The sequence below is a fragment of the Chryseobacterium sp. UYP7 genome (genome assembly GCF_056279225.1).
On record NZ_JBWBQW010000006.1, the window covers coordinates 22,278 to 45,307 of the forward strand.

Consider the following 23,030-nt stretch of genomic DNA (forward strand, 5'->3'; position numbering starts at 1 on the left):
TAAACCTTGATAATTTTTATCAATTGATTGCCGGACAAATTTTCTAAATCTTACATTTTATAATGTTGTAATTCAGTCAAAAGCATTTTTAAACTCACTTTCGCAGCGGCAATATATTTGTCTGCGGCGCCATAATAGATGTAAAGATCATCACCAAACAAAGCCGTTCCTGTCGGAAAAACCACATGATTTACGACGCCTTCCATTTCATATTTTTTTGAAGGCGTAAACAACGGATAAGGCAAACGTCCAATCACTTTTGTAGGATCATTTTTATCTAAAAGTGCAGCCGCAGCATGATAAGTTTTTCCAACAGTAGTTTCGCACACACCATGGTAAATTAAGAGCCAGCCCAATTCTGTTTCTATGGGTGGACAACCGGCTCCAAGGTAATTGACTTCAAAATCATGCAGCGGATCCAAAACAATATGAGCAGTAAGATCCTGTATGTATTTCTGCCAGAATTCTTTCGTCAGATCTTCAAATTTCTTGAATCGGACAATTTGAATTCCTGGCCATAAGCGGTGGAGCATTACAAAATCGCCATCGATCTTTCTGGGGAAAAGCACAATATCTTTATCTCTCAAAAGTCGATGGTCTTCATTTGTAAGCCCGATGGTATCAAAAAGATTGTTGTAATGGTAATATTTTGGGTTCAGCAATTCCTGGGTACAGCATTCCAGATGGTATCTGTACTCATTATAATTTAAAGGTGGTGTTATGATCCCCAATTTTTCAAAATTTTGCAGGTCTTTTCCAACTGCAATTGCTCCCATCGCATTTACGCCATCATAAGCGGTGTACGTCATGTAATAGAGATCCTCAATTTTTACAATTCTTGGATCTTCCACGCCATGTTTTTCATACTCAAAATCTCTGGTGATCAACGGATGGTCAAGTCGCTCAATAATTTCAAATGGTCCCTTGGATTTAGCATAACCGATAGTAGAAAAATTACCTTCTTCCACGGCGCGATAAAATAGATGTACCATTTCGCCTTCCTGAAAAATTCCGGGATTTAAAACGCCGTTATTTTCAAAGAGGTTTTTTGTGGGGCTCAAAATTATCCCAAGTTTTTCTACCTGTGCAGAAATGCCGGTTTCAAAATTATATTCCATCATCCAGAGTTCTTGTTGATACTTCGCGGTTATATTTGTCTTCGATTCTTACGATATCATTTTCGTCAAAATTTCCAAAGGCGATCTCCAGAATCCTAACTTCAGAATCAGTAGTTTTTATTTGATGCAGAGTTTCCTTTGGAATAAAAAATTCGTCGCCCGGCTTGCCACATTTTGTTTCATCGCCAACAGTGAAATTTCCAGACCCATCGATCACTTTCCAAAATTCTTCTCTCTCATGATGGTATTGCAGACTTAATTCTTCGTTTGGATTTACGGTGAGAATTTTAACAGTGCTGATCTCGTTGTGGGTAAAACGCTCGAAGTTTCCCCAAGGTCTTTCTTCTTTATATTTGTTCATAATCTTAAATTTTTGATTGAAATTTTCTTTTCTACAAAAAAGCACTTATGGCTTCAATAATTTTTTTTGTTTCCTCGACATTTTTAACCTGAATCGAAGTAACTCCATATTCTTTGGCGGGATAATCATTTCCACCCGGGAATAGGGCATCGCCAATAAATAACATATCGTTTATATTAATGGAAAGCATCTCCTGCAGTTTTTTTATACCATAGGCTTTATCCACTCCAATTCTTGTAACATCTACGGAAGTGCTGCCTCCCAATTTAACGGAAAATTCCGGGATAAGATCGTCCAGAATTGCTTTCATTTTCTTCCGTTTTGCAACATCCGGATCCCACTTATTTTTCTCTGCTAAATCTGCTTTCTGACCAAGTGCCGAAAAAGTGATCTGGCTGCCTCTATCTTCGATCACTTCGCCCCAGGTTTCTTTGATGTTAAAATTTAGGGCTTTGGTAACTTCACTAAATGCATTTGTGATCTTTTTCTTTTCCTCTTGCGAAAGATTCTCCGAATATTTTTTAGTCCAGCCATTGGAATATTCATAAAATTTAGTTCCGCAGGTTGGTAAAATTGAAAGATTAACAAGGCTTTCGTTTTCCGGAACTTGTGATAAAAGTTGCTTTTTAAATTGTGGCCAGTCGCCGCCAGAAATAACCGCAACCTTTATTTTTGTGATCAAATTTTCTAACAGCACGGCCATTTCATCATCCAATGAAGATTTGCTTTCTGCAAGAGTTCCGTCTAAATCGAATATGACCAGTTTTTTCATCATGCTTTAACTTTATATTTTCTATTTTTTTTAATATATATTCTTTCCTTATTTAAATTTTCTAATAATGCGTGGAAAGAATTTTTTGGTGAACTTCTAATGAATTGCTAAAATCCTGAATGGTCTGCCACACAGAAGATGCTTCTTTTAAAAAGAACTGATGGTCACCTTCTTCAAAACTCAAAAATCGTGCACCTGTAAATTCTTTGGAAAGTATTTTTGCATTTTCATTAGGCGCCGTAAAATCTTGTTCGCCATGAATAAAAAGAACTTTCTTGTCTTTAATTTTATCGACAATTTTTAATAAATCTGTCTTTAAAATGATTTCTTTGAGCGAGTAAAAATAACTTTGCCAATGATGTTTTTTCGCCTCTATATAAACTTCTTCTGAAAGGTTTTCCGGTTTAAAAAATCTATTCATAAAAATTGGATGAAACATGCATAAATATTTTGAATATTTGCCAGTGGTAAGCCTATCCATCATTGAATGTGAAGACATTATTTTATTAAATTCATCAGCATTCCGGTAAAAAGGCAAACTAATAAATATTCCGGCGCTGAACCACTCTGGATTTTTTTCCAGCAATGCCATACTGATAATTGCACCCATAGAATGTCCACCAATAATAGTTTTGCCATCATTAAATCCTTCTTTTATCAAAATCTTTTCAATTGCAGCCATCTGTAAATTGAGCGAATAAGTACAGTTTGGTTTCGGTGAATCCCCAAATCCCAACAGATCGATCAAGAGCAATTGATGTGTTTGACTGATTGATTCTAAATCCGTTTTCCAATAATTTTTTGAGCCAGTCAAACCGTGAAGTAGTACGAGTTTTTTAGATCCCGAACCTGCAATTTCATAATTTAAAGGCATACTTTCCGGTTCATAAACTGGCGACTTCATAACACTGACATAATTATAGAAGCCAATGCCTGCAATGGAAAGAATGATTATCGAAAAAATAAGTAAAAAAATCATTATAATAATTTAATATTTTAATCTCTTTATTTTAACATGGCAAATACCGCAACAATTGAAATGCAAATTTTTATGCGACAGTGATGCTTTCCTGCAGATAGACGCTTTGTATGGTGTTTAACAATTCAATACCTTCTTTAAGCGGTCTTTGAAAAGTTTTTCTGCCCATGATCAATCCGCTGCCACCTGCTCTTTTGTTTACTACTGCGGTTATCACGGCTTCCTGAAGGTCAGAATCTCCGTTGGAACTTCCGCCGGAATTGATCAGACCTATTTTTCCCATATAGCAATTTGCAACCTGTAATCGGGTTAAATCTATTGGATGATCTGTGGAAAGTGCCTCATACATGGCATCATCATACTTCCCGAATCCAATTTCTTTAAAGCCAAAATTATTGGTGGGTAATTTCTGTTTGATGATATCTGCCTGAATTGTTACGCCCAAATGATTGGCTTGTCCCGTAAGATCTGCGGAAGCGTGAAAATCTTCATCACCTTTCTTAAATGAATCATTGCGCAGATAACACCATAAAATAGTTGCCATACCCAAATTATGCGCTTCTTCAAAGGCATCGGCTATTTCTTTAATTTGCCGGTCGCTTTCTGCGGATCCAAAATAAATTGTTGCACCTACCGCAACTGCACCCATGTCCCATGCAGACTGCACTTTTCCGTATAAAGTCTGATCATATTTATTTGGATAGGTAAGCATTTCGTTGTGATTAATTTTAACAATGAAGGGAATTTTATGAGCATACTTTCGGGCATGCAATCCCAGAACACCAAACGTTGATGCGACCCCATTACAGCCGCCTTCAAGTGCTAATTTGATAATATTTTCGGGATCAAAATAGTCCTGATTTTTGTAGAATGAAAATGCGGCGCTGTGCTCCACTCCTTGGTCCACCGGAAGAATACTTAAATAACCGGATCCGCCGAGATTTCCATGGTTATATAGTTGAGCGAGACTTCGCAAAACCTGTGGATTTCTGTTACTGTCGGCAAACACATTGTACAGACTGCCTTTGCTTGGGATCTGCAGTCTTTCTTTTTTAATTTTTTCAGAGACGTGATCCAAATAAAAGGAGGCTTTATCTCCTAAAATTGCAAATATATTATTGGGTGATTTCATATTTTTAGAATTAATTTATTCCAAGACTTTCGTTTGTTTTCGCAATGGATTTTGCAGCATCAGTTTCAATTCCCGTCAATGCTCTAATCGCATCGATAGTTTCAGGGATCACAATTGCCTGATTATCTACCACATAAGCGTAGAATAATTCGTCGCCAACAACTTTCAGCATATCTTCCCAAAGAGCCACTTCATACATATCTCCCCACGGTCTTCCCATATCCAGATACATTTCTTTTATGGTATTGTTGGAAACTAAACCCTGATCATAGTGGATGAGTTTTATTCTCGTCGATTTTTTGAAAGCCTCAATAACTTCTTCCTTGGTGGTTGGCTTTTTTAATTTCACATTCCAATAATGCAGATGGCTTAAAGTTTCGGGGACTTTTACCGCTGCTGTAATCACATCCAATTCTGGATCTACACTTTGCGCATCGGGACCTTGATGGCTTGGAATATCTCTTTCGGGAACCATTGTATTCATGATTCCACCTAAATGACTTTCCCACGGATCGGTTGCTCTACGAAGTAAAGTTCCTCGGGCATATTCTAATAATCCGGCTTTTTTTAGCGCCGTTAACGTTCTTAAAATAGAAGTGGTATTGCAGGAAACAACTCTTGTTGCGTCTAAATTTAGAGCCGAATCGTAATTATTTTCAGCGCTGAAAGAATGGCCTGTAGTTTCGTGCTTTTCCCCACCTTGAACAATAAATTTGATGCCTTTCTCTTTGTATATTTTGACGTTCTGTGCAGCAATATTCTTTGGCGTGCAATCTACGATCAGATCTACTTTGGCCAGAAGTTCCTGCATATCTCCTGCCACAGAAATGCCGGCATCTTTCATTGTTTTTTCTGCTTCCGGTGTTGCGGCGTAAATGGGGTAATTTTTTCTGACGGCATTTTGAATGCGCCAATCACTGATCACATCGCAAATGCCGACAAGATTCATATCATCTTGCTTGTTGATCGCATCAGCCACTCTTTTACCGATGACGCCGTATCCTATTAATCCTATATTCTTCATTTAGTTGTATTTGAAATTTAACTGGACAATAATTTGATCTGATTAAAAAGCATATTAAGTAAACAGGAAAAAGAAATCTAAAACTTCTTCAACCTACTTACTTTATACACTTTTAAAATTTTAGCAAATTGTCATTAGCCACAACCACAGCCACCGGATTTTTTTGGCGCGCTGTCACCTTCCGAGCTCCCTGCAATACTGTAGCTTCCTGCTTTTGAGAGCACCTCTTTTAGTTGCTCGTTGCTGATATTGTGATTGGTCTCTAAATTCGCTACTGGTGGATTTAGAGTAACATTCACTGATTCTACGCCGTCAATTGTTTGAAGCGCTTTTTCTACAGTTTTTACACAACCGCCGCAGGTCATGCCATTAATTTCTACTAATTGGTTCATAATATTAAATTTAAATTGTTAAAAAATTGTGTTTAAATAATTTGTCTTTTTAATTTGATTAAAGAAATCTCTACGATTTCAGTTTTGTTCTGTTGGTAACTATTTTTCTGCGTCTGCTTCGTCTTCCATTCCCATCGCCATTTTCCCTTTATCATTGGTATGAGAAGCCATAAATAATCGCTCGGCAATGAATATTAGGACAATCCCAACCGCCGCTACAATTAATATTAAAGGATCACTTAAATATTTTATGTAGAGAAAAGCCGATAATATCGCCACATCCATAATAATTGCTATTATTGGAATGGCAGGTTGAAATTTTACTTCCTTCCTTAAATGCTTAAATAATCCCCAATGGATCGCAATATCCATAATTAAATAAAAGATAGCTCCGATTGATGCGATCCGCGTTAAATTGAGCAGCATCGTGAGTAAAATCGCGAGAGCCACCGTAAAAATCAGCGCAGGATTTTTAAAATTTCCCATTTTTTCCAAAGAAGGAACTTGCTTCATATTGCTCAACATTCCTAATAATCTTGAAGAGGAAAAAACACTGGCGATCACTCCGGAAAATGTGGCGATGATGGCAAGTAAAATGGTGATCCAGGAACCCCAAACTCCAAATACCGGTTTTGCGGCGGCTGCTAAAGCATAATCTTTTGCTTCAATAATTTCCGGAATACTTAATCCTCCCGCTACAGAAAGAGCCAAGGTGACATATATAAAAGTACAAATCAGAATTGAGATTATAATTGATCGTCCGACATTTTTATGCGGATTTACAATATCTCCACCTTGATTCGTAATTGTTGTAAAGCCTTTGTAAGCCAGAATCGCTAGAGCCAATGCTGCTATAAAACCAAATCCTTGTGGTAATTCTGCAGCATTTTGTGGAATATAACCGCCTTTAATATCTGCAATTCCTGAAACAATAAGTCCGGCAATAGCAAGAAGTGCAATCCCTGCAACCTTTATAATTGCTGTAAAAGTGGCGGTTGCACCAATCACTTTATTACCTAAAATATTAATGATGTACGCTGTCACCAAAAGTAAAATTCCAAGAATTGAGGCGTATCCCGAAAAACTATCTGGAAACAGACGAAGTGTGTAAGCTCCAAAAGTACCGGCGACCAAACTTTCTGAAACCACCATCGAAACGTACATCAGCAATGAAAAAACTCCGGTAGTTGTTCCCGGTCCATAAGATTTATTTAAAAATTTTACAACACCGCCCGAAGAGGGAAAAGCATTGGAAAATTTCACATAAGAATAAGAACTAAATCCCACCACAATTGCACCTGCGATAAACGCTATGGGAAAAAGATCTCCCACTAATTCTGCGATCTGACCCATCAATACAAATATTCCCGCCCCGATCATCACTCCTGTTCCTAATGATATGGAACCTATGAGTGAAAGTTTGTTTTTTTCGGCTTGGGAATTTTTCATATTGGAATCTGTTTTTTTTAATTTAATGAATAGTTGAAAACAATTGAGTTTTCCTTAAAGTCGCAGAATAAGAATTTTAGTCCTTCTAAATATTAGAAGTTAAAAACTCTCTGCTGATTTTATATCGTGCGTTTTGATCTGCGCGTTATAAAATGCCGCAATGAAAGCACCCACAATGAATCCTAAAATGAAAGTTTGAATAATTCCAAGCAAAGCTTCGAGTACTGACACATTCATTCTCATGATCGTGGTGACATCCAAACCGTGTAGTAAACTGTTGAAAAAAAGAATTGAGCCTTCTTTTCCAGCAGTTGCCATTACCAGGACACAGCCCAGATAAATAATTGCACCAGTAAGCCCTAAAGCAAATCCGAGTTTTTTTACGTTTAATTTGTACATAATCTTGTTTTTAAAGGTTAAGTAGCCGAATTGATGAGTATTTTCGCCTCATTAAATTCCTCTTTGCTTATTTCACCCAGCGCAAAACGCTTTTTCAGAATATCTAAGGGACTTTCTTTTTTGCTTTTTTGATAAGGGATATCTGCTGGAATAAAGAATATCCAGGCTAAAAATAAAAACCATAGGATCCACCATATCAGGTGCATACCTCCAAAACTTCCTTCGTAATAATGCATAATTTTAAATTTTATTCGTTAATAATTTGTTTTTGTTACTGTACTTAATAATGCTGAAATTAATTTCGCACTTTCTATTTTTAATCTGTTCACTTCTATCTTAATGATGGTCGCTATGATCATCTTTCACAGGCGAGTCTGTAGAATTCATCTTTTTCATTCCGTTCATTTCCATTCCTTTTCCTTCCATCATCGTTTTGCAGGATTTCATACAATCTTTGCTCATCATGCCTTTATCGTGCATTTTGCTCATCATTGTTCCCATCATTTTAGTATCTTTCATCATTCCGTCCATCATAGAGTGCATCATTGTGCTGTCCTTCATCATCATTTTCATTTGATCTCCGTTCATCATTGAACCCATCATATTTTCTTTTCCCTGCATCATTGGCATTGTACCACCATTTCCCATCGCAATTCCCATAAACTCTTTTTTGTATTCGGAATTTTGGGCAATGGTTTTAATAACTTCCTGTCTTTTAGCAGGATTTTCGAGCATTGATTTTACGGAAGACTGTTCCGCACAACTGCTTAAGACGATAAGTCCAAATGCAGATAAAGTGATTGCTAATTTTTTCATAATAGTTGTTTTAGATTTTGTTAGTAATTTTCAAATTTAAATTCGATAAAAACTTGAAGTAAAAGCACAGTGATGCAAACTGCAATTTGATTACAGTATAGAATATCACTAATGATGATGTCACGATTAAAAAGACTAATGATAGAATTGCGGCTCACAATAACTTATTCTATCAATTCTGAAGAAAACTTTTAGGTTTGAAATATTGCATTATCTCTTCGGTAATGCACATTCCTTCGTAAAAATTTGTTAAAAAATGTCGGAGCTTAAATGCTCAATGTAACTTGGGTTTTATTACTTCCAAGATTTACTTTTGTTAAAAACAAAATCGACTTTGCAAAAATATAATGCAGAGACTTTTTACATTGCTTTGAAGGGAAACCCTTGAAATTTAAATATTTAAGTCTTTGGATAACTATTTCTTACTACACAAATGTAGGAACTCAAATTCCCAATCCTTGGTAGAATTCGGTTTATTACTTACACAATATCGTCTATGGATTTTCTTTCCCATTTCCGCAAATTTTTAAATTCCGTCATCGACATTCCTGTTTCATGTTTAAACTGTTTTGCCAAGTGTCCACTGTTATTATAATCCAAACTATAGGCGATTTCGGAGAAATTCAGTTCTCCAAATTGTATCAATTCTTTCACTTTTTCCATCTGTAAATTGATCCTGTATTTTTCGATGGTTATTCCCTCACTTAAACTAAATAATTTACTTAAAACTGAATAGGATTTATTAAAAGTACCCGTTAAAAAAGCCGGAAGATTAGAATGATCCTGACTTTCAATTTTATTGATGATCGCTATTTTAATTTCTTCAACCAAAACCTCGGTGTCCTCGATCAAGAGTTCAAAACCAAGTTCTTTTAGAATTTTTTCCAGCTTAGAAATCTCAATCGGGATTTCCTGATCCAGCACAACTTGCCCTAATTCTAAAGAATCAACATGATAGCCTAAAGCATTTAATTCCCGCATCACCGCTGATTTACAGCGATCACAGACCATATTTTTTATATATAAAGTTGTTTTCATTTTGGTGTTTTAATAGTTAGTAATTTTAATAGTTTTTTATAATTTTTTTCCACGGTGATAATTAACGTTTAATGCTGGTCAACTTTACATATCGTGACCCGCCATTGGATCGGCTCCTTTTTTGAAAATATATTCGCTGTTGAGCAGATAAGTTCCTGAAATTACGATCTCATCATCTTCTTTTATACCCGATAAAATTTCGATGCGGTCGTCCGTTTCCAGGCCAGTTTTTACCATTCTATTGACGAAGGTATTTTTTGCAGTTTTTACCCAAACCGTCGCCATTTTTCCATCGCGGATCACCGCATCTGTTGGTAAAATGAGCGTCTTACGGGACTCATTTTCTACTAAAACATAAACCGGCATTCCGGGTTTTAGCAAATTGTCTTTGTTGGGAATGGAAACCCGCACCAGATTTATTCTGCTGGCGGAGTTTATTTCGGGATTGGTAAAATCGATTTTTCCTTCAATTTTCAAATTGTCCAGATCAGGAATGGAAACAACCACTTTTGTATCCCGATGGATCAGTGCCATTTGAGAGGAATAAACCTGTGCTTCTGCCCAAAGCGTAGAAAGATCAGCGAGTGTTAATATTGTTCCACCTTCTGAAAGGTAAGCACCTTCTGAAATATTTAAATCAGTGATATATCCAGAGCCAGTGCTAAAAACTGTTGTGGTCAACGGTGCTTTCCGGGTTCTTTCCAACTGGCTGATCTGACCTTTAGTCATTCCCCACAATGAAAGTTTATTGCGGGAACTTTGCAGTAACTGATCAAAATCGATGGACGTATTTCCTTTAAAAAGATGTTGCCGCTCTAAAGCCAAAAGATATTCCTGTTTTGAATTGTTCAGTTCTTCACTGTAAATTTCAATTAGCGGTGAACCTTGCGGAACGTATTCTCCGATATTTTTGTAATACAATTTTTCCACTCTGCCCATGACGCGTGAACTGACGGAATGCATTTTATATTGATCAAAATTAAGTGTTCCGGTGATCGTCAGTTTGTCTGAAAGGTCATCATTCGTGAGACTGATTGTTTTTATATTGCCCAGTTTTATCTGCTCATCATTTAGGACAAGAGCGTTCGGGTCTGCATTTTTTTTCTTTTCGACAGGCACCAGATCCATGTGACAAATAGGACATTTTCCTGGTTTGTCTGCCACAATTTGTGGATGCATGGAACAGGTGTAATAGATATCGTGGTTCGCGTGTGGATCTTCTTCTTTTTTACAGGAAAAAAGAAAAACCAAAAGCGCCATTATTAAAATATTATATTTCATTTTTCTCTTTTTTTTATTTGCTTACTTTAATGAAACTTTCGCTGTCCATTAGGTATTGGCCATTTTCTGCAACTTCATCTTCGGGTTTTAGCCCGCTTGTAATTTCAATTTTATCTTTTACAATAGCGCCGGTTCCGACTTTGTGTGCCGTGAAACCTCCCGGTGCTTTTTTAAAGACAATTTTATCCATACCCAAAGAAACTACGGCTGTTTTTGGGAGCCATTCGGCTACTTTGGAATGGCTTGCAATTTCGGCGTTAACTTGAGTACCAATCGGTATTTTTGCTACGCTATTGTCAAAATAAACTCGTGCGGTAACCGTTTTACTTTCGGGGCGAAAAAAGGGTTCAATAAAATCGACGGTTCCTTTAAATTTACTTGATGGATCGTTTTGTGGAATAACTGCAACCGACTGCCCTTTGCTCACCAAAGCAATATCTTCGGCAAAAATGTTGAGAAGCGCCCAACTTCGGCTGGGATTGTAAATGGTGAAAATATTTTCTCCTTTTTGAAGATACATGCCTTCTTTGAGCGGCAATTCTGCCGTAACGGAACTCGCCTGCATTACTTCATTCGGTTGTGATGAGTTCGCCATACCTCCGGCTGATTGAATATATCCACTATAATTGCTAAAGACCGGAACGATCAGATCTGGTCTGCCATTTCTGCTGATGCTTTGAATCTGGGAAGATGGCATTCCCAAAAGCAATAATTTTTGACGGGAGGCATTGATCATCATGGCGTTGGAACGGTCATTTTTCAACAGGAACAAATGATTTTGCTGTGCTGTAAGAAGTTCCGGGCTATAAATATCTAAAATACGTTGACCTTTGGAAACTTTCTGGAATTTATACCTGACGTATAGTTTCTCGATCCTTCCGGAAATTCGGGAAGAAATAGTTCCGATCTGCCGCGTGTCGTAATCTACAATTCCTAAAGCTTCTACCATTGTTGGGACATTTTCCTTTGATATACGGATAACGGGCAACTGAGAAACCACAAAATTATTGGTAGGTTGTAAAAGATCTTCCAGCTTGATGCCCTCTGCTTTTTTTGCAGGCGCCTCTTTCAGCACCAGATCCATCCCGCATTTCGGGCATTTTCCGGGTTTATCCGAAATTATTTCAGGATGCATCGGGCACGTATAAGTATGCAATTCTGCTGCTTGCGAATTGGTGTCTTCCCAGAACTTTAATTTTTCACACGCTGATAAAGTGAACAGCATCATCGTGAATAGTATTATTTTTTTCATCTTCTTTCAAGTAATCGGTCTAATTCGGTTTGAGCCTGGAGCGCTTTTGTCAAAATATCAAAGTACTCTAATTGTGTTGTATTGAGTTTTTCCCAGGCATCATAAAGCGTGAAAAGATCCTCTGTGTTTTGCTCGTAGCCCAACTGCATTAATTTGTAATTATTTTTCAAAGCCGGAATAATGGTGTTTTCATACAGTTGAATTTGTTTTTTATTCAATTCCAGTTCATTGCGGATTCCATAAGCTCGACCACTGTATTCATTCACCATCACGGCTTTTTTGGCAAGCAGCGCTTCTTCTTTGATCTGTAAACTTTCGATATTGGCGTCGTACATTTTTGAAGCCCAGGGAACCAGCGGAATTTTCGCCATCACCATCAATGTAAACTCCATAGGCTTTCCTCCAAATCCGAACATGTTTTCGAATTTTACGCCGAATTCGGGTCGCACATTTTGTTTTTCCAGATCCTGTTTTAATTTTGCGATATTGATTTCTTTATTAATACCACGCAGATCGCTCCTGTTTTGATAAAAAAGTTCTGGATCGAAAAGTTCTATTCCATATTCATTTAAAGTGAAATCAGGTTGCACATCCAATTCCTCCATTGCGTTTCTTCCCATCAAAGCATTCAGGCGAATTCTTTTTACGCGGATATCATTATCATACATGAGTTGCATATTATCTGCTGAACCCAGTGCTGCTTTGGCTTTGTAGTAGGCGGAAATTTTTCCGAGTCCGTTTTTATATCTGATTTCTGCATTCCGAATCATGAAGTCGAGCATATTTTTATTATCCTTAACTACTTTGATTTTTTTGTCCAAAACGATCCAGTCATAGTAGAGCTTTTTTGCATCCTGAAAATTTTCATTTAAAGTGTAAGTCAATTTTTCTCTTTCTACAGAGGACATCGCAAGCATCAAATTTTCATTGGCATCCAGCTTTTTTTTATTCGGCATCATTTGTTCTACCGAAACTGCAAAAGATCCCATTCCGAGCATGTCTCCATCTCTGCTCCACCGTTGAACATTGTAAGGGGTCATTAAAAAACCTGCACCCACAGTCGGAGGCATCCAACTTCTGGAACCTTTGGCAGCAGCATCCAATGACCTCACTTCTGCATCATACATTTTTACCACCGGATTGTTTGCGGCAATACTGTCTAAAATTTCAGACAAAGGCATTTGCTGTGCTCCCAAATTCCCGGAAAAAATTGCATTTATTATTAGGAGTGTTATTTTCTTCATTTTAAATATCATTAAAGTTTTAATGGGAAGCATCAAGCACATCTATTTTCCCCAGTTTATTCAATTCCCATTCTTTCTGCATTAAAAAAATGATCGGCGTTACCAAAAGAATATGAATCGCAGAAGTGAAAACTCCACCTACCATTGGTAAAACAATGGGTTTCATCATATCACTTCCGACTCCATGACTCCAAAGAATCGGGACTAATCCAAATAGGGTTACACAAACCGTCATTATTTTTGGTCTCAACCGTTTAGCCGCACCATAAATTACGTATTCACGCAAATCTTCGTTGGTGATGGTTTCCCGGGAGTTCCCTTTCGCAGCTACCAATTGCACCATAGCATCGTTCAGATAAATGACCATTACAATTCCTGTTTCTACAGCCAGACCAAACAGTGCGATAAATCCAACGGCAACGGCGACGGAAAGATTTACGCCCCAAATCGAAATCATAAAGACGCCGCCAATTAAGGCGAATGGAATACTGATCAGATTGAAAAAGGCTTCGCGATAAGAGTTAAAGGCAAAATACATGGAGAGAAAAATAACGATCAGCACGATCGGCATGATCATTTTCAAGGTTTGTTCGCCGCGGATGAGATTCTCGTATTGACCGCTCCACTCCACATAATATCCTTTTGGCATTTTGGTCATTTTGTTATCCAGTCTTTTTTTGGCTTCTTCTACAGTACTTCCTAAATCACGGTCACGCACATTAAATAAAACAGCACCACGCAACATGGCGTTTTCTGAATTAATCATAGGTGGACCTTCGGAGAGCTTCACATCTGCAACAGTACTTAAAGGGATCGACCCAAATTTCATGGTTTGTAAAGGCAATCTACGGAGCGATTCTATATTATTTCGAAAGTCCTGGCCGTAGCGTGCATTCACGGAGAAACGCTGTCTTCCTTCAATGGTTGTGGTGAGTTTGATGCCACCTAAAGCACTTTCTACTACGGCGTTCACATCATCTACACTTAAACCATATCTGCCAATTTCATCTCTTTTTACCTCAATATCGATGTATTTACCACCGGTGATCGGTTCTACGTAAATATCTTTAATACCTTCAACACCGACGAGTTCATTTTTAATTTGCTGAGACAAGGCATAAATACTGTCTAAATTTTCACCGTAAACCTTCACACCGACATCAGTTCTAATTCCCGTGGAAAGCATATTGATCCGATTGACAATAGGCATTGTCCAGCCATTGGTTACGCCCGGAATCTGAAGTTTAGCGTTTAGTTCATTGATCAAACTTTCTTTGGTCGTTCCATCGCGCCATTCTTTCTGAGGTTTCAATAAAATTATGGTTTCGATCATCGAAATCGGAGAATTGTCGGTAGCCGTATTCGCTCTTCCGGCTTTTCCTAAAACATGATCTACTTCTGGAACGCTTTTGATTATTTTATCCTGAACCTGCAACAGTCTTTTGGCTTCCGAATTTGAAATATCGGGAAGCGTTACCGGCATAAAAAGAATGGAACCTTCATCTAAAGGTGGCATAAATTCCCGGCCAAGATTAAGCACGAGCGGAATACTGATGACAAGCGCCAAAAGATTGATGCCTAGTGTTGTTTTTCGCCATTTTATACACCATCGGATCAACGGTTCGTAAAATCTTTCCAAACCTCTGTTAATGGGATTTTTATTGTCATCTTTAAACTTTCCTTTCATGAAAAAAGAAATGAGCACCGGTGCCAAAGTAAGGACCAAAAATGCATCAACTACCAAAATGAAACTCTTGGTATAAGCCAAAGGATGAAAAAGTTTTCCTTCTTGTCCGGTCAGCATAAATACGGGAAGAAATGAAACCACAATAATCACTGTAGAAAAAAACACTCCTCTTGATACCTGTTTACACGATTTTTCAATGATACTCATCCGAATATCTTCGGGTATTTTTTTATAGCTTTCCGGCTTGTCGCTTTTCTTCCGGAATATATTTCTGAACCAATTGGTCTTCATTATTAGGAGTTTTTGTTTTGGTTGTGATTCTGCCAATCCGACAGATTTTTGTACGCATTTTCCGACATGATAATTCCGTTATCTACGATGACTCCAATTGCTAAGGCAATTCCTGTAAGGGACATGATGTTGGAGGACAGTCCGAATGCATTGAGCAAAATGAAGGCAATGGCGATAGTTACCGGAATTTGAATGATGATACTCAAAGCACTGCGCCAGTGAAAAAGAAAAAGAATAACAATAATTGCGACCACAATAATTTCTTCCACCAGTTTGGTTTTAATATTATCTATGGCGGCTTCTATGAGGGTACTTCTGTCATAGGAAGTTTTTAAGGTTACGCCTTCCGGAAGTCCTTTTTCCACCTCTTTCATTTTCCGTTTTACATCGTTAATGACTTTATCAGCATTTGTTCCGTAGCGCGCAACAATAATTCCACCGACCACTTCACCTTCGCCATCAACATCGAAAATACCCAGTCTCAAATCGCCACCCATTTGTACGGAGGCAACATCTTTTACACGAACCGGAATACCCTGATTATTACTCACGGCAATATTTTCGATATCTTCAATATTATTAATGTAACCTAGACCGCGAATGATGTAAGACATATCTGCCATTTCGAATTTCCGGCCGCCGACATCATTATTATTGGTTTTTACCGACTTCATCACGTCCAGTAAAGAAATATTGTAATACTGCAATTTTATAGGATCAATTACGAGTTGATACTGTTTTTCGAAGCCACCGAAAGAGGCGACTTCTGCAACACCGGGAACGGTTTGCAAAGCAAATTTTATGTACCAATCCTGTAAAGCGCGCTGATCTCCCAGATCCATATTCGGTGCGTCTAGATGATACCAATAAACATGACCAACACCAGTTCCATCAGGTCCGAGAGTTGGGGTAACATCCTGCGGCAATAATCGTTGTGCATAATTGAGGCGTTCCAAAACTCTGGTTCGTGCCCAATAAATATCGACATCATCATCGAAAATGACATAGACGAAACTCATCCCAAACATGGAAGTCGCCCGAATGTTTTTAATTTTTGGAATTCCCTGCAGATTACTGACCAAAGGAAAAGTAACCTGATCCTCGATAATCTGCGGACTTCTTCCCATCCATTCAGTGAAGACGATAACCTGATTTTCACTCAAATCAGGAATCGCATCAATCGGATTATTTCGGACGGCAAAAATCCCCCAGATAAATAAACCGGCTGCAATCAGCAGTACAAAGTATCGGTTTTTAAGAGATAATTTTATTAAATTTTGAATCATGATATTGTATCAGTTTACTTAATTTCCTCCTGCACTTCTCCACAGGTGAGCATTGCTTTTCCGTAGTACGGATTTTTCACCTCTTTCGTAGCACTTAACCAATAGGCGCCTTTGTTATCGTTGTACATTGGGCAATAAATTTTATAAAGCGGTTTAGCGGATGCAAATGATTTCGTTAAGTCATAAAAATCTTTACTCAGCATATCAAAATGTTCCCGTTGGTGCTCTATATTTCCTGCATTTGCTTTAATATGTTCAGCATGTTCTTTTATATCTGCTTCCATATGTGTGTAATCTTTTTTCTGATCAGCAGGAATTGTAGTTTTATCTACTTTATTTAAAGAAGTCAACAAACTGGTGGCGAAAGTCGCTGCTTTCTTATCATCATCTGAAGATAAAGCATTGGTCATCTGCTGATAATTAGCAAAAAGATCCGAAAAATCTGCTTTCGAATTTTTTGGGGAATCAGTTACCGAAACTGCCGAAGAACTGGTGTTCTTCATATCGTTATTTCCCATAGGCTGCATGTTTTGCATATCGGTACTATCAGAACTTTTGTGATCCATACCTTGCATGTCCGACGACATAGCGGTTTCTGTTCTGGATTCTTTATTTTCTTTACACGAGGTTAGAAAAAGGGCAGAAAGGACGAAGAGTGTTGAAAAGAGCGTTTTCATTTCGATTGAATTTATAAAATTAATTTTCTAAAAAAGTGAGTTAGGATATTCCACCTCATAAATTTTTACGGATTTCTAGTTCCAATCGTAAACACAATTTTGTGAAAATGAATAGGAAATTGGAACGTAAAAGTTTGATAATTGGATTTTGATATTTCGAGGACAGCCTTTTTTGAAGGATTGCTTCTTCATATTCTTTTTAACATGCGATGAAAATAACATTCAAATAAATATTTGAAATATCTTTTTATCCTAAAATGTAAGATGAAAATTTGGTAATCTCGAAAGAACACAAGTACGGCTGTACAAAGAAATTTAACCTATTTTTGGCGGTTGCCAAATGGGATAAAAACCAAAAGAATAATTGGTATTTAAATAATAGAAACCATCTTTCTTCGATGCTAAAAAAAGCAGGTTACTTTTAACTTCTGAAAGTGGCAAATTACCCAGAAAGGTAGATCCACCTATGTTGGAAGAAGCTGAATTACAGTTGCCATTACAATTTTCATGAGTACAACTTGTGGATTCTTTCTGACAACACTTATTTTCACAGTCTCCGCTTTTGCAGGAATCTTCTATTTTAGAAAATGTATAGGTAAATTTGACATCCGTATTTTCGGTGAGGTCAATCTTTTTATCAGTGGTGGAACACGCAGCATAAGAAGCCGGCACAAGGAATAATCCTAATGCGAAGAAAAACGCTAATATTTTGTAATAATTTGCCACCTTTTACAGTCAATAGTTCTACAAAGCTACTAATAAACTTGGATAAAATAAGTTATTGGGTGTTTATTATTTCTGTAAACAATTGAAATGAGAACATAAAAAAAAAAAATATGATGCTCAACAAACTGTAGATATCAATCTAATCAAGCATCGTGATTTTAGTCAGGTTTGTTTCAGAGCACTTCCCGTTTATTTATTACTCAATTCTCAAAAATATTTCCAGAGATCTTAAACTTCCACTAAATTCTTTCTAATTTCTTAGATTTGCAGTCTATCAAATAAAATCATGTCATTACACATCATCAATTTATCGAAGAAATTCGGAGCGCAAACTGCTTTAAACGATATTAATATTGAAATCAATAAAACGGAGATCATCGGTTTGTTAGGTCCAAACGGAGCGGGAAAATCGACGCTGATGAAATCTATTGTTGGTGCCTTGAAAATTGATGAAGGCCAAATTCTATTTAATGGAAAAGATATTCGCGAAGACGAAATAGAAGTCAAGAAAAAAATGGGGTTTCTGCCGGAAAACAATCCTTTATACCGCGAAATGTATGTAAAGGAATATTTAAATTTCGTAGCAGATCTTCATCAGATCTCAAAAGAACGCATTACTGAAGTGATAGAGCTGGTTGGAATTACTCCAGAAAAATCAAAGAAAATATCAGAATTATCAAAAGGATATCAACAAAGGGTTGGTTTGGCGCAGGCAATTTTACACGCTCCCGACTTATTAATTTTAGATGAACCAACAAATGGTTTAGATCCTAACCAGATTATCGAAATTAGAAACGTAATTAAAGAAATTGGCAAAGAAAAAACCGTTATTCTTTCTACTCACATTATGCAGGAAGTCGAAGCCCTTTGTTCCCGAGTCATTTTGATCCATGAGGGCAATATCATACAAGACTCCAATATCGAAGATTTTAAAGGGAAGTATGGAACTTTAGAAGAAGCTTTTGCCAGTTACACCCAATAATAAAAAGCCCTGAAACGAAATGTTTCAGGGCTTTTAGATCGATTAAGAATTTTAAATTTTCTCAATATTATCCGTAAGTGAATTAATAAAATTCTGCAATGGTTTCTCAACCATCATTTTTATAAAAGGGTTAAAATTACCGTCAAAAAGCAACTGAACTTCAGTTTGTTTTTCGTTTATTGCATTCATTGCGCCTTTCAAAGTGAAGTCTAAACTGCTACTTGCTGATTTTAAAAGAACTTGATTCTCTGTTACTTCTTCAATTTTTAAAGCAATTTCGGGCATTCCTTTCAAGCTGAATTTAAAGCCGTTATCACGAACTTCAAAACTTTGCAAGGACTCCGGCATTAATGCTTTATAATCTTCGGGATTTTTTAACAAATTAACCAGTTCATTTACAGATTTATTTACAACAATTTTGCGTCCTTCTAAATTCATTTTTATATTTTTGTATTAATTAAAACGTTACAAATGTATAAAGTTTTTGTGAATGAAAAAAAATTAAGTTTAAGTAAATATCCCGAAGACATAGAAAAAAACATGCGTTTCGAGGGATTTGCTACGTTGGAGATTGCGGTTGATCTTTTAGAGAATACTTCTTGTCCCCAAATGAATGTTTATGCTGATAACATTGATGAAATGTGGGAAGATTTTACGCACATGTTTACAGTAATCGAAGCTGCCGGTGGAATTGTGAAAAATCAAAAAGAAGAATTCTTATTTATTCGGAGAATGGGTAAATGGGATTTACCGAAAGGAAAAGTGGAATTAGGAGATTCTCTGGAACATGCCGCTTTACGGGAAATTGAAGAAGAGACCGGTTTAAAAGAGCTGATCCTTGAAAAATTTTTAAACAATACTTTTCACATTTATACAGAACGGAACGGAGAGAAAATTCTAAAAACAACATATTGGTTTCAAATTAATTATGTGGGTAACGAAACGCCGAAACCGCAGGTTGAGGAAGGAATTTCGGAGGTTGCCTGGAAAACCGTTGAAGAAGTTAGAACCGATGTTTTTCCCATGACTTTCAACAACATCAAACTTATTCTTCACGATTACTGGGATCTGGCTTAATGGATAAATTCTAAAATCTGTTCCAGCGCAATTCCACGGGAAGCTTTTAATAAAATATTTTTTGACGTTATTCTATAATTTTGCAGATCAGCCGATAGTTCCGCGGAATTCTTATAAGCATGGTGAATCCTGTTTACGTTTTTAAAATGCATTCCAACCGTGATAATTTCATCAAAATTAAGACTTTCTGCCAATTCGAGAATGGCTTGGTGTTCCATTTCAGATTCCTCGCCTAACTCCAGCATATCGCCAATAATTATTGTTTTATCGCCTTTAAACTGACTGAAGTTTTTGAGAGATTCCGCCATAGAACTCGGATTTGCATTATACGTATCAAGCACAAAAACCCGCCCATTCTGTTCCAAAATCTGTGATCTCATATTGGTAGGAACGTAGTTTTCGATTGCTTTTTTAATGTCTTCAAATTCAATATTAAAGTGAAATCCTAAACTTGCAGCTGCACAAAGATTCGTAAAATTATAATTTCCTGTTAACTTAGACTGTGCTTTATTTCCCTGATAACTAAATCCTACAAAATTCTGATCTGAAAACTCCTGAAAATAATAATTAGAAATTTCTGTCCCAAAAGAAATTTTCTTCGAATAGTTCTCTGTCTTCTCAACCTGAATTGGATCATTTTCATTCACTAAAATAGTTTCTGAATTTTTGATCAAATATTCATACATCTCCGATTTTCCTTTAATAACACCTTCAATCCCTCCAAATCCTTCAAGATGCGCTTTTCCGAAATTGGTAATGTAGCCTAAATTGGGCTGAGTTATTTTACAAAGCAGTTCAATTTCTTTCTGATGATTTGCACCCATTTCTATGACTGCAATTTCATGTTCAGGCTTTATAGAAAGCAATGTTAATGGAACTCCGATATGGTTATTAAGATTTCCGAATGTATACTGAACGTTATATTTTTGGGATAAAACAGCGTGAATGATCTCTTTGGTCGTTGTTTTACCATTGCTGCCCGTTAAGGCAATTACTGGAATCGTTAGATGCTCGCGGTGAAAGACAGCTAGTTCCTGCAGAAATACTAAAGTAGAAGAAACATAAAAAATATTTTTTTCTACCTCTTCAAATTCTTTCTGCTCCACAATTACGGCCAATGCGCCTTTTTTTATGGCTTCTCCCGCGAAAGCAGCAGCATTAAAGTTCTCTCCGGAGAAGGCAAAAAAGAGGTCATTTCTTTCAACTTTTCTGTGATCAATGGTTACTTTTTCGGATTGTAAAAAAAGCGGATAAAAGGAGGCTGCATTCATTCTTCAAAAATAAAAAATCCTTCTGCAAATACAGAAGGATTATAGGAATATTTTAAATTAAATTATCTTTTTGTTCGGCCTTTTCCGGTGGACTTAGCATCTTGCGAAACCCGGAATCCAACCCAACCATAAGCTTTCGCTTCGTCGCGGAATCGTCTTTGGCCCGGATCCAACCAGTAAGCTCCATCTAACCAGGAACCTCCTTTAATTACTCTAACCTCGTTAGAAATTCGGGTTGTTCTGGAAACAGGATCTTTTTGCATTACTACTCTACCTCTTCCGTCAACGATAAATCGTTTTGTTTTAGAGTTATACATGTTGTATCCAGCAGTACTGCTGTCTTCTGCTCTGCCATATCCTGCATCAAGTGAAGACTGGAAATCTCCGTCTCTAAAGTTTCTGTTATCTTCAACTGTCTCTCTTTCATATTGTCCAGGAAGACCTTTATAAACCAACCTTCCATCGGCAAGCGTATCAAATTTAGCTGCTTCAATTTTCTTAGAAGTACCATCGGCATTTTTCACAACTTCCTGTGGCATGTTTCCTCTGTAGTAATTAAAATCACTTCCTTCTTCATCAATAATTGGTCTGTAAACATCTGCGGTCCATTCGGCAACGTTACCGAACATTCCATAAATTCCTAAATTATTAGAAGGATATTGTTTAACATCGGCAGTGGTAGGAGAACCATCGTTTTTCCAACCTGCAACACCGGAATAATCGCCTCTACCCTGTTTGAAATTTTCAAGATACATTCCGCGATCCCGTCCTTTCTTACCTTTAAGCTGCTGTATTTGAGGTTGCTTATTAGTGTAAAGATTATATTCTCTTTCTTTTTGCATTCCTAAAGCTGCAAATTCCCACTCAACTTCTGTTGGAAGTCTAAACTTTTCTACAACACCAGCTGCTGCATTTCGGTTTGCCGAAATAATTCTTTGGTTAGAAGTTTTGATGCCTGATTTCTGTTGTAATCTCTGGGTATTTACATAAGCTTCCATTTCCGGATCGTTGGCCTTAAATTTATCAAGACTGAATGAATTAGCACCTTGATTATTAGCATCGTTGCTATAGAAATCTTTCGAGATCACGCCTTGTTCCATTAAGGCTTTTTCATTGGCGCGGTCTGTTAACCAGTCACAATATCTTGAAGCTTGCAACCAGGAAACTCCAACTACCGGATAATAATCATATTCCGGTCTTCTAAAATAAGTTTCTGCAAAATCATTTCGGGACAATTTATTATTCCAAACCAAAGTATCTGGAAGCGCGCCTTTATAGATGTCTTTAAAGCTAGGGTCAGATGGAGGAAATACAAATTTCAACCAGGTAACGTATTCTCTGTATTCGTAATTGGTGATTTCGGTTTCTCCAATAAAAAATGAGCTGACCTGCATTCTTCTTGGCGTATTATTCCAGTCATGCATTACATCATCTTTTACCGCGCCCATTGTAAAGGTTCCGCCTTCAACGTAAACCATTCCGGGCCAGCCTTTCTGTTTTTGTTGCTTTCCGGTAAAAAACCAACCTTTTTGATCATTTGGCTTCCACCCTGTTTTACTGGTGAAACGCTTTGTGCCACCACCTTTTTTACTGTTACCGCCACCGCCGCAACTCATAAGTAAAAGGGTAGAACTCAGCAATATTATCGAAAACAACTTAATTTTGTTCATAGTCTATCAAGAATTTATCAAAGTACAAAGAAAAAAGAAATAATCTAATAAATCAAATTAAAATATTGATTTTTTTGGAAAACGTTAACAATTAAATTTTATTGTA

The 23,030-nt window shown here is 37.0% G+C and carries 24 protein-coding genes; 2 read left to right on the plus strand and 22 right to left on the minus strand.

Translation table 11 applies throughout. The features are described from left to right. Positions 1 to 50: 50 nt before the first annotated feature. The 19 genes from ACZ9HT_RS12545 to ACZ9HT_RS12635 form a co-directional block, all read right to left on the minus strand. Positions 51 to 1,121, minus strand: coding sequence for a glycoside hydrolase family 130 protein (locus ACZ9HT_RS12545; protein ID WP_476040829.1), 1,071 nt, complete (start codon positions 1,119 to 1,121; stop codon positions 51 to 53). Continuing rightward, positions 1,108 to 1,479, minus strand: a complete 372-nt coding sequence (locus ACZ9HT_RS12550) for a phosphomannose isomerase type II C-terminal cupin domain (protein WP_476040830.1) — start codon at positions 1,477 to 1,479, stop codon at positions 1,108 to 1,110. Before ACZ9HT_RS12550 ends, ACZ9HT_RS12545 begins: the two co-directional genes overlap by 14 nt. A 31-nt stretch (positions 1,480 to 1,510) precedes the next feature. Then, on the minus strand, positions 1,511 to 2,254 hold the full coding sequence (locus ACZ9HT_RS12555) for an HAD-IIB family hydrolase (RefSeq protein WP_476040831.1): 744 nt from the start codon (positions 2,252 to 2,254) through the stop codon (positions 1,511 to 1,513). 58 nt (positions 2,255 to 2,312) lie between these two features. Continuing rightward, positions 2,313 to 3,230 (minus strand): alpha/beta fold hydrolase, encoded by a 918-nt coding sequence (locus ACZ9HT_RS12560; RefSeq protein ID WP_476040832.1) that lies wholly within the window; start codon positions 3,228 to 3,230, stop codon positions 2,313 to 2,315. A gap of 70 nt (positions 3,231 to 3,300) precedes the next feature. Then, positions 3,301 to 4,362 carry a class I fructose-bisphosphate aldolase gene (locus tag ACZ9HT_RS12565; protein WP_476040833.1) on the minus strand — a complete coding sequence of 354 codons (1,062 nt, stop codon included), beginning with the start codon at positions 4,360 to 4,362 and terminating at the stop codon, positions 3,301 to 3,303. 10 nt (positions 4,363 to 4,372) lie between these two features. After that, the gene (locus ACZ9HT_RS12570; protein WP_476040834.1) at positions 4,373 to 5,386 is read right to left on the minus strand and encodes a type II glyceraldehyde-3-phosphate dehydrogenase; all 1,014 of its coding nucleotides are present in this window, start codon (positions 5,384 to 5,386) and stop codon (positions 4,373 to 4,375) included. 134 nt (positions 5,387 to 5,520) lie between these two features. Then, the gene (locus tag ACZ9HT_RS12575) at positions 5,521 to 5,778 is read right to left on the minus strand and encodes a heavy-metal-associated domain-containing protein (RefSeq protein ID WP_476040835.1); all 258 of its coding nucleotides are present in this window, start codon (positions 5,776 to 5,778) and stop codon (positions 5,521 to 5,523) included. A gap of 99 nt (positions 5,779 to 5,877) precedes the next feature. After that, complete coding sequence (locus ACZ9HT_RS12580; RefSeq protein WP_476040836.1) at positions 5,878 to 7,227, minus strand: APC family permease; 1,350 nt, start codon at positions 7,225 to 7,227, stop codon at positions 5,878 to 5,880. A gap of 99 nt (positions 7,228 to 7,326) precedes the next feature. Further along, positions 7,327 to 7,626 (minus strand): DUF5676 family membrane protein, encoded by a 300-nt coding sequence (locus tag ACZ9HT_RS12585; protein ID WP_476040837.1) that lies wholly within the window; start codon positions 7,624 to 7,626, stop codon positions 7,327 to 7,329. A 17-nt stretch (positions 7,627 to 7,643) separates the two neighbouring features. Then, complete coding sequence (locus ACZ9HT_RS12590; RefSeq protein WP_476040838.1) at positions 7,644 to 7,862, minus strand: SHOCT domain-containing protein; 219 nt, start codon at positions 7,860 to 7,862, stop codon at positions 7,644 to 7,646. Between the two features lie 100 nt (positions 7,863 to 7,962). Further along, positions 7,963 to 8,442: a hypothetical protein gene (locus ACZ9HT_RS12595; protein WP_476040839.1), complete on the minus strand. Its 480-nt coding sequence runs from the start codon at positions 8,440 to 8,442 to the stop codon at positions 7,963 to 7,965. A gap of 480 nt (positions 8,443 to 8,922) precedes the next feature. Next, complete coding sequence (locus ACZ9HT_RS12600) at positions 8,923 to 9,480, minus strand: AraC family transcriptional regulator (protein WP_476040840.1); 558 nt, start codon at positions 9,478 to 9,480, stop codon at positions 8,923 to 8,925. Positions 9,481 to 9,564: 84 nt separating this feature from the next. Further along, positions 9,565 to 10,761 carry an efflux RND transporter periplasmic adaptor subunit gene (locus ACZ9HT_RS12605; RefSeq protein WP_476040841.1) on the minus strand — a complete coding sequence of 399 codons (1,197 nt, stop codon included), beginning with the start codon at positions 10,759 to 10,761 and terminating at the stop codon, positions 9,565 to 9,567. Between the two features lie 13 nt (positions 10,762 to 10,774). Continuing rightward, positions 10,775 to 12,013: a heavy metal-binding domain-containing protein gene (locus ACZ9HT_RS12610; protein ID WP_476040842.1), complete on the minus strand. Its 1,239-nt coding sequence runs from the start codon at positions 12,011 to 12,013 to the stop codon at positions 10,775 to 10,777. Next, the gene (locus ACZ9HT_RS12615; protein ID WP_476040843.1) at positions 12,010 to 13,257 is read right to left on the minus strand and encodes a TolC family protein; all 1,248 of its coding nucleotides are present in this window, start codon (positions 13,255 to 13,257) and stop codon (positions 12,010 to 12,012) included. Before ACZ9HT_RS12615 ends, ACZ9HT_RS12610 begins: the two co-directional genes overlap by 4 nt. A gap of 19 nt (positions 13,258 to 13,276) precedes the next feature. Then, on the minus strand, positions 13,277 to 15,235 hold the full coding sequence (locus tag ACZ9HT_RS12620; protein WP_476040844.1) for an efflux RND transporter permease subunit: 1,959 nt from the start codon (positions 15,233 to 15,235) through the stop codon (positions 13,277 to 13,279). A gap of 2 nt (positions 15,236 to 15,237) precedes the next feature. Further along, positions 15,238 to 16,521 carry an efflux RND transporter permease subunit gene (locus ACZ9HT_RS12625; RefSeq protein WP_476040845.1) on the minus strand — a complete coding sequence of 428 codons (1,284 nt, stop codon included), beginning with the start codon at positions 16,519 to 16,521 and terminating at the stop codon, positions 15,238 to 15,240. 14 nt (positions 16,522 to 16,535) lie between these two features. Next, positions 16,536 to 17,198, minus strand: a complete 663-nt coding sequence (locus ACZ9HT_RS12630; protein ID WP_476040846.1) for a DUF3347 domain-containing protein — start codon at positions 17,196 to 17,198, stop codon at positions 16,536 to 16,538. 315 nt (positions 17,199 to 17,513) lie between these two features. After that, positions 17,514 to 17,924 (minus strand): hypothetical protein, encoded by a 411-nt coding sequence (locus ACZ9HT_RS12635; RefSeq protein WP_476040847.1) that lies wholly within the window; start codon positions 17,922 to 17,924, stop codon positions 17,514 to 17,516. 286 nt (positions 17,925 to 18,210) lie between these two features. Here ACZ9HT_RS12635 and ACZ9HT_RS12640 point away from each other — a divergent pair, with 286 nt between their 5' ends. Continuing rightward, a complete protein-coding gene (locus tag ACZ9HT_RS12640; protein WP_476040848.1) occupies positions 18,211 to 18,906 on the plus strand; it encodes an ABC transporter ATP-binding protein in 696 nt (231 codons plus the stop codon). Between the two features lie 51 nt (positions 18,907 to 18,957). On the opposite strand, the gene ACZ9HT_RS12645 is transcribed toward ACZ9HT_RS12640, so the two are convergent. After that, a complete protein-coding gene (locus ACZ9HT_RS12645) occupies positions 18,958 to 19,344 on the minus strand; it encodes an SRPBCC domain-containing protein (protein ID WP_476040849.1) in 387 nt (128 codons plus the stop codon). Positions 19,345 to 19,377: 33 nt separating this feature from the next. On the opposite strand from ACZ9HT_RS12645, the gene ACZ9HT_RS12650 reads away from it, so the two are divergent. Then, entirely contained in the window at positions 19,378 to 19,983 is a 606-nt protein-coding gene (locus ACZ9HT_RS12650) for an NUDIX hydrolase (RefSeq protein WP_476040850.1), read from the plus strand. Here the strand turns inward: ACZ9HT_RS12650 and ACZ9HT_RS12655 are convergent. Continuing rightward, positions 19,980 to 21,254, minus strand: coding sequence for a UDP-N-acetylmuramoyl-tripeptide--D-alanyl-D-alanine ligase (locus ACZ9HT_RS12655; RefSeq protein ID WP_476040851.1), 1,275 nt, complete (start codon positions 21,252 to 21,254; stop codon positions 19,980 to 19,982). The two genes, ACZ9HT_RS12650 and ACZ9HT_RS12655, sit on opposite strands and share 4 nt — an antisense overlap. A 62-nt stretch (positions 21,255 to 21,316) precedes the next feature. Then, positions 21,317 to 22,924, minus strand: coding sequence for a gliding motility lipoprotein GldJ (gene gldJ, locus ACZ9HT_RS12660; RefSeq protein WP_476040852.1), 1,608 nt, complete (start codon positions 22,922 to 22,924; stop codon positions 21,317 to 21,319). Positions 22,925 to 23,030 lie beyond the last annotated feature (106 nt).

Bases quoted from the DNA above. Each gene is read 5' to 3' on its own strand.
- ACZ9HT_RS12575 (WP_476040835.1), bottom strand. From the start codon at position 5,778: ATGAACCAATTAGTAGAAATTAATGGCATGACCTGCGGCGGTTGTGTA.
- ACZ9HT_RS12620 (WP_476040844.1), bottom strand. From the start codon at position 15,235: ATGAAGACCAATTGGTTCAGAAATATATTCCGGAAGAAAAGCGACAAG.
- ACZ9HT_RS12610 (WP_476040842.1), bottom strand. From the start codon at position 12,013: ATGAAAAAAATAATACTATTCACGATGATGCTGTTCACTTTATCAGCG.
- ACZ9HT_RS12625 (WP_476040845.1), bottom strand. From the start codon at position 16,521: ATGATTCAAAATTTAATAAAATTATCTCTTAAAAACCGATACTTTGTA.
- ACZ9HT_RS12645 (WP_476040849.1), bottom strand. From the start codon at position 19,344: ATGAATTTAGAAGGACGCAAAATTGTTGTAAATAAATCTGTAAATGAA.
- ACZ9HT_RS12655 (WP_476040851.1), bottom strand. From the start codon at position 21,254: ATGAATGCAGCCTCCTTTTATCCGCTTTTTTTACAATCCGAAAAAGTA.
- ACZ9HT_RS12560 (WP_476040832.1), bottom strand. From the start codon at position 3,230: ATGATTTTTTTACTTATTTTTTCGATAATCATTCTTTCCATTGCAGGC.
- ACZ9HT_RS12545 (WP_476040829.1), bottom strand. From the start codon at position 1,121: ATGATGGAATATAATTTTGAAACCGGCATTTCTGCACAGGTAGAAAAA.
- ACZ9HT_RS12595 (WP_476040839.1), bottom strand. From the start codon at position 8,442: ATGAAAAAATTAGCAATCACTTTATCTGCATTTGGACTTATCGTCTTA.
- ACZ9HT_RS12650 (WP_476040850.1), top strand. From the start codon at position 19,378: ATGTATAAAGTTTTTGTGAATGAAAAAAAATTAAGTTTAAGTAAATAT.
- ACZ9HT_RS12605 (WP_476040841.1), bottom strand. From the start codon at position 10,761: ATGAAATATAATATTTTAATAATGGCGCTTTTGGTTTTTCTTTTTTCC.
- ACZ9HT_RS12555 (WP_476040831.1), bottom strand. From the start codon at position 2,254: ATGATGAAAAAACTGGTCATATTCGATTTAGACGGAACTCTTGCAGAA.
- ACZ9HT_RS12615 (WP_476040843.1), bottom strand. From the start codon at position 13,257: ATGAAGAAAATAACACTCCTAATAATAAATGCAATTTTTTCCGGGAAT.
- ACZ9HT_RS12640 (WP_476040848.1), top strand. From the start codon at position 18,211: ATGTCATTACACATCATCAATTTATCGAAGAAATTCGGAGCGCAAACT.
- ACZ9HT_RS12550 (WP_476040830.1), bottom strand. From the start codon at position 1,479: ATGAACAAATATAAAGAAGAAAGACCTTGGGGAAACTTCGAGCGTTTT.
- ACZ9HT_RS12590 (WP_476040838.1), bottom strand. From the start codon at position 7,862: ATGCATTATTACGAAGGAAGTTTTGGAGGTATGCACCTGATATGGTGG.
- ACZ9HT_RS12565 (WP_476040833.1), bottom strand. From the start codon at position 4,362: ATGAAATCACCCAATAATATATTTGCAATTTTAGGAGATAAAGCCTCC.
- ACZ9HT_RS12600 (WP_476040840.1), bottom strand. From the start codon at position 9,480: ATGAAAACAACTTTATATATAAAAAATATGGTCTGTGATCGCTGTAAA.
- ACZ9HT_RS12570 (WP_476040834.1), bottom strand. From the start codon at position 5,386: ATGAAGAATATAGGATTAATAGGATACGGCGTCATCGGTAAAAGAGTG.
- ACZ9HT_RS12585 (WP_476040837.1), bottom strand. From the start codon at position 7,626: ATGTACAAATTAAACGTAAAAAAACTCGGATTTGCTTTAGGGCTTACT.
- ACZ9HT_RS12630 (WP_476040846.1), bottom strand. From the start codon at position 17,198: ATGAAAACGCTCTTTTCAACACTCTTCGTCCTTTCTGCCCTTTTTCTA.
- ACZ9HT_RS12580 (WP_476040836.1), bottom strand. From the start codon at position 7,227: ATGAAAAATTCCCAAGCCGAAAAAAACAAACTTTCACTCATAGGTTCC.
- gldJ (WP_476040852.1), bottom strand. From the start codon at position 22,924: ATGAACAAAATTAAGTTGTTTTCGATAATATTGCTGAGTTCTACCCTT.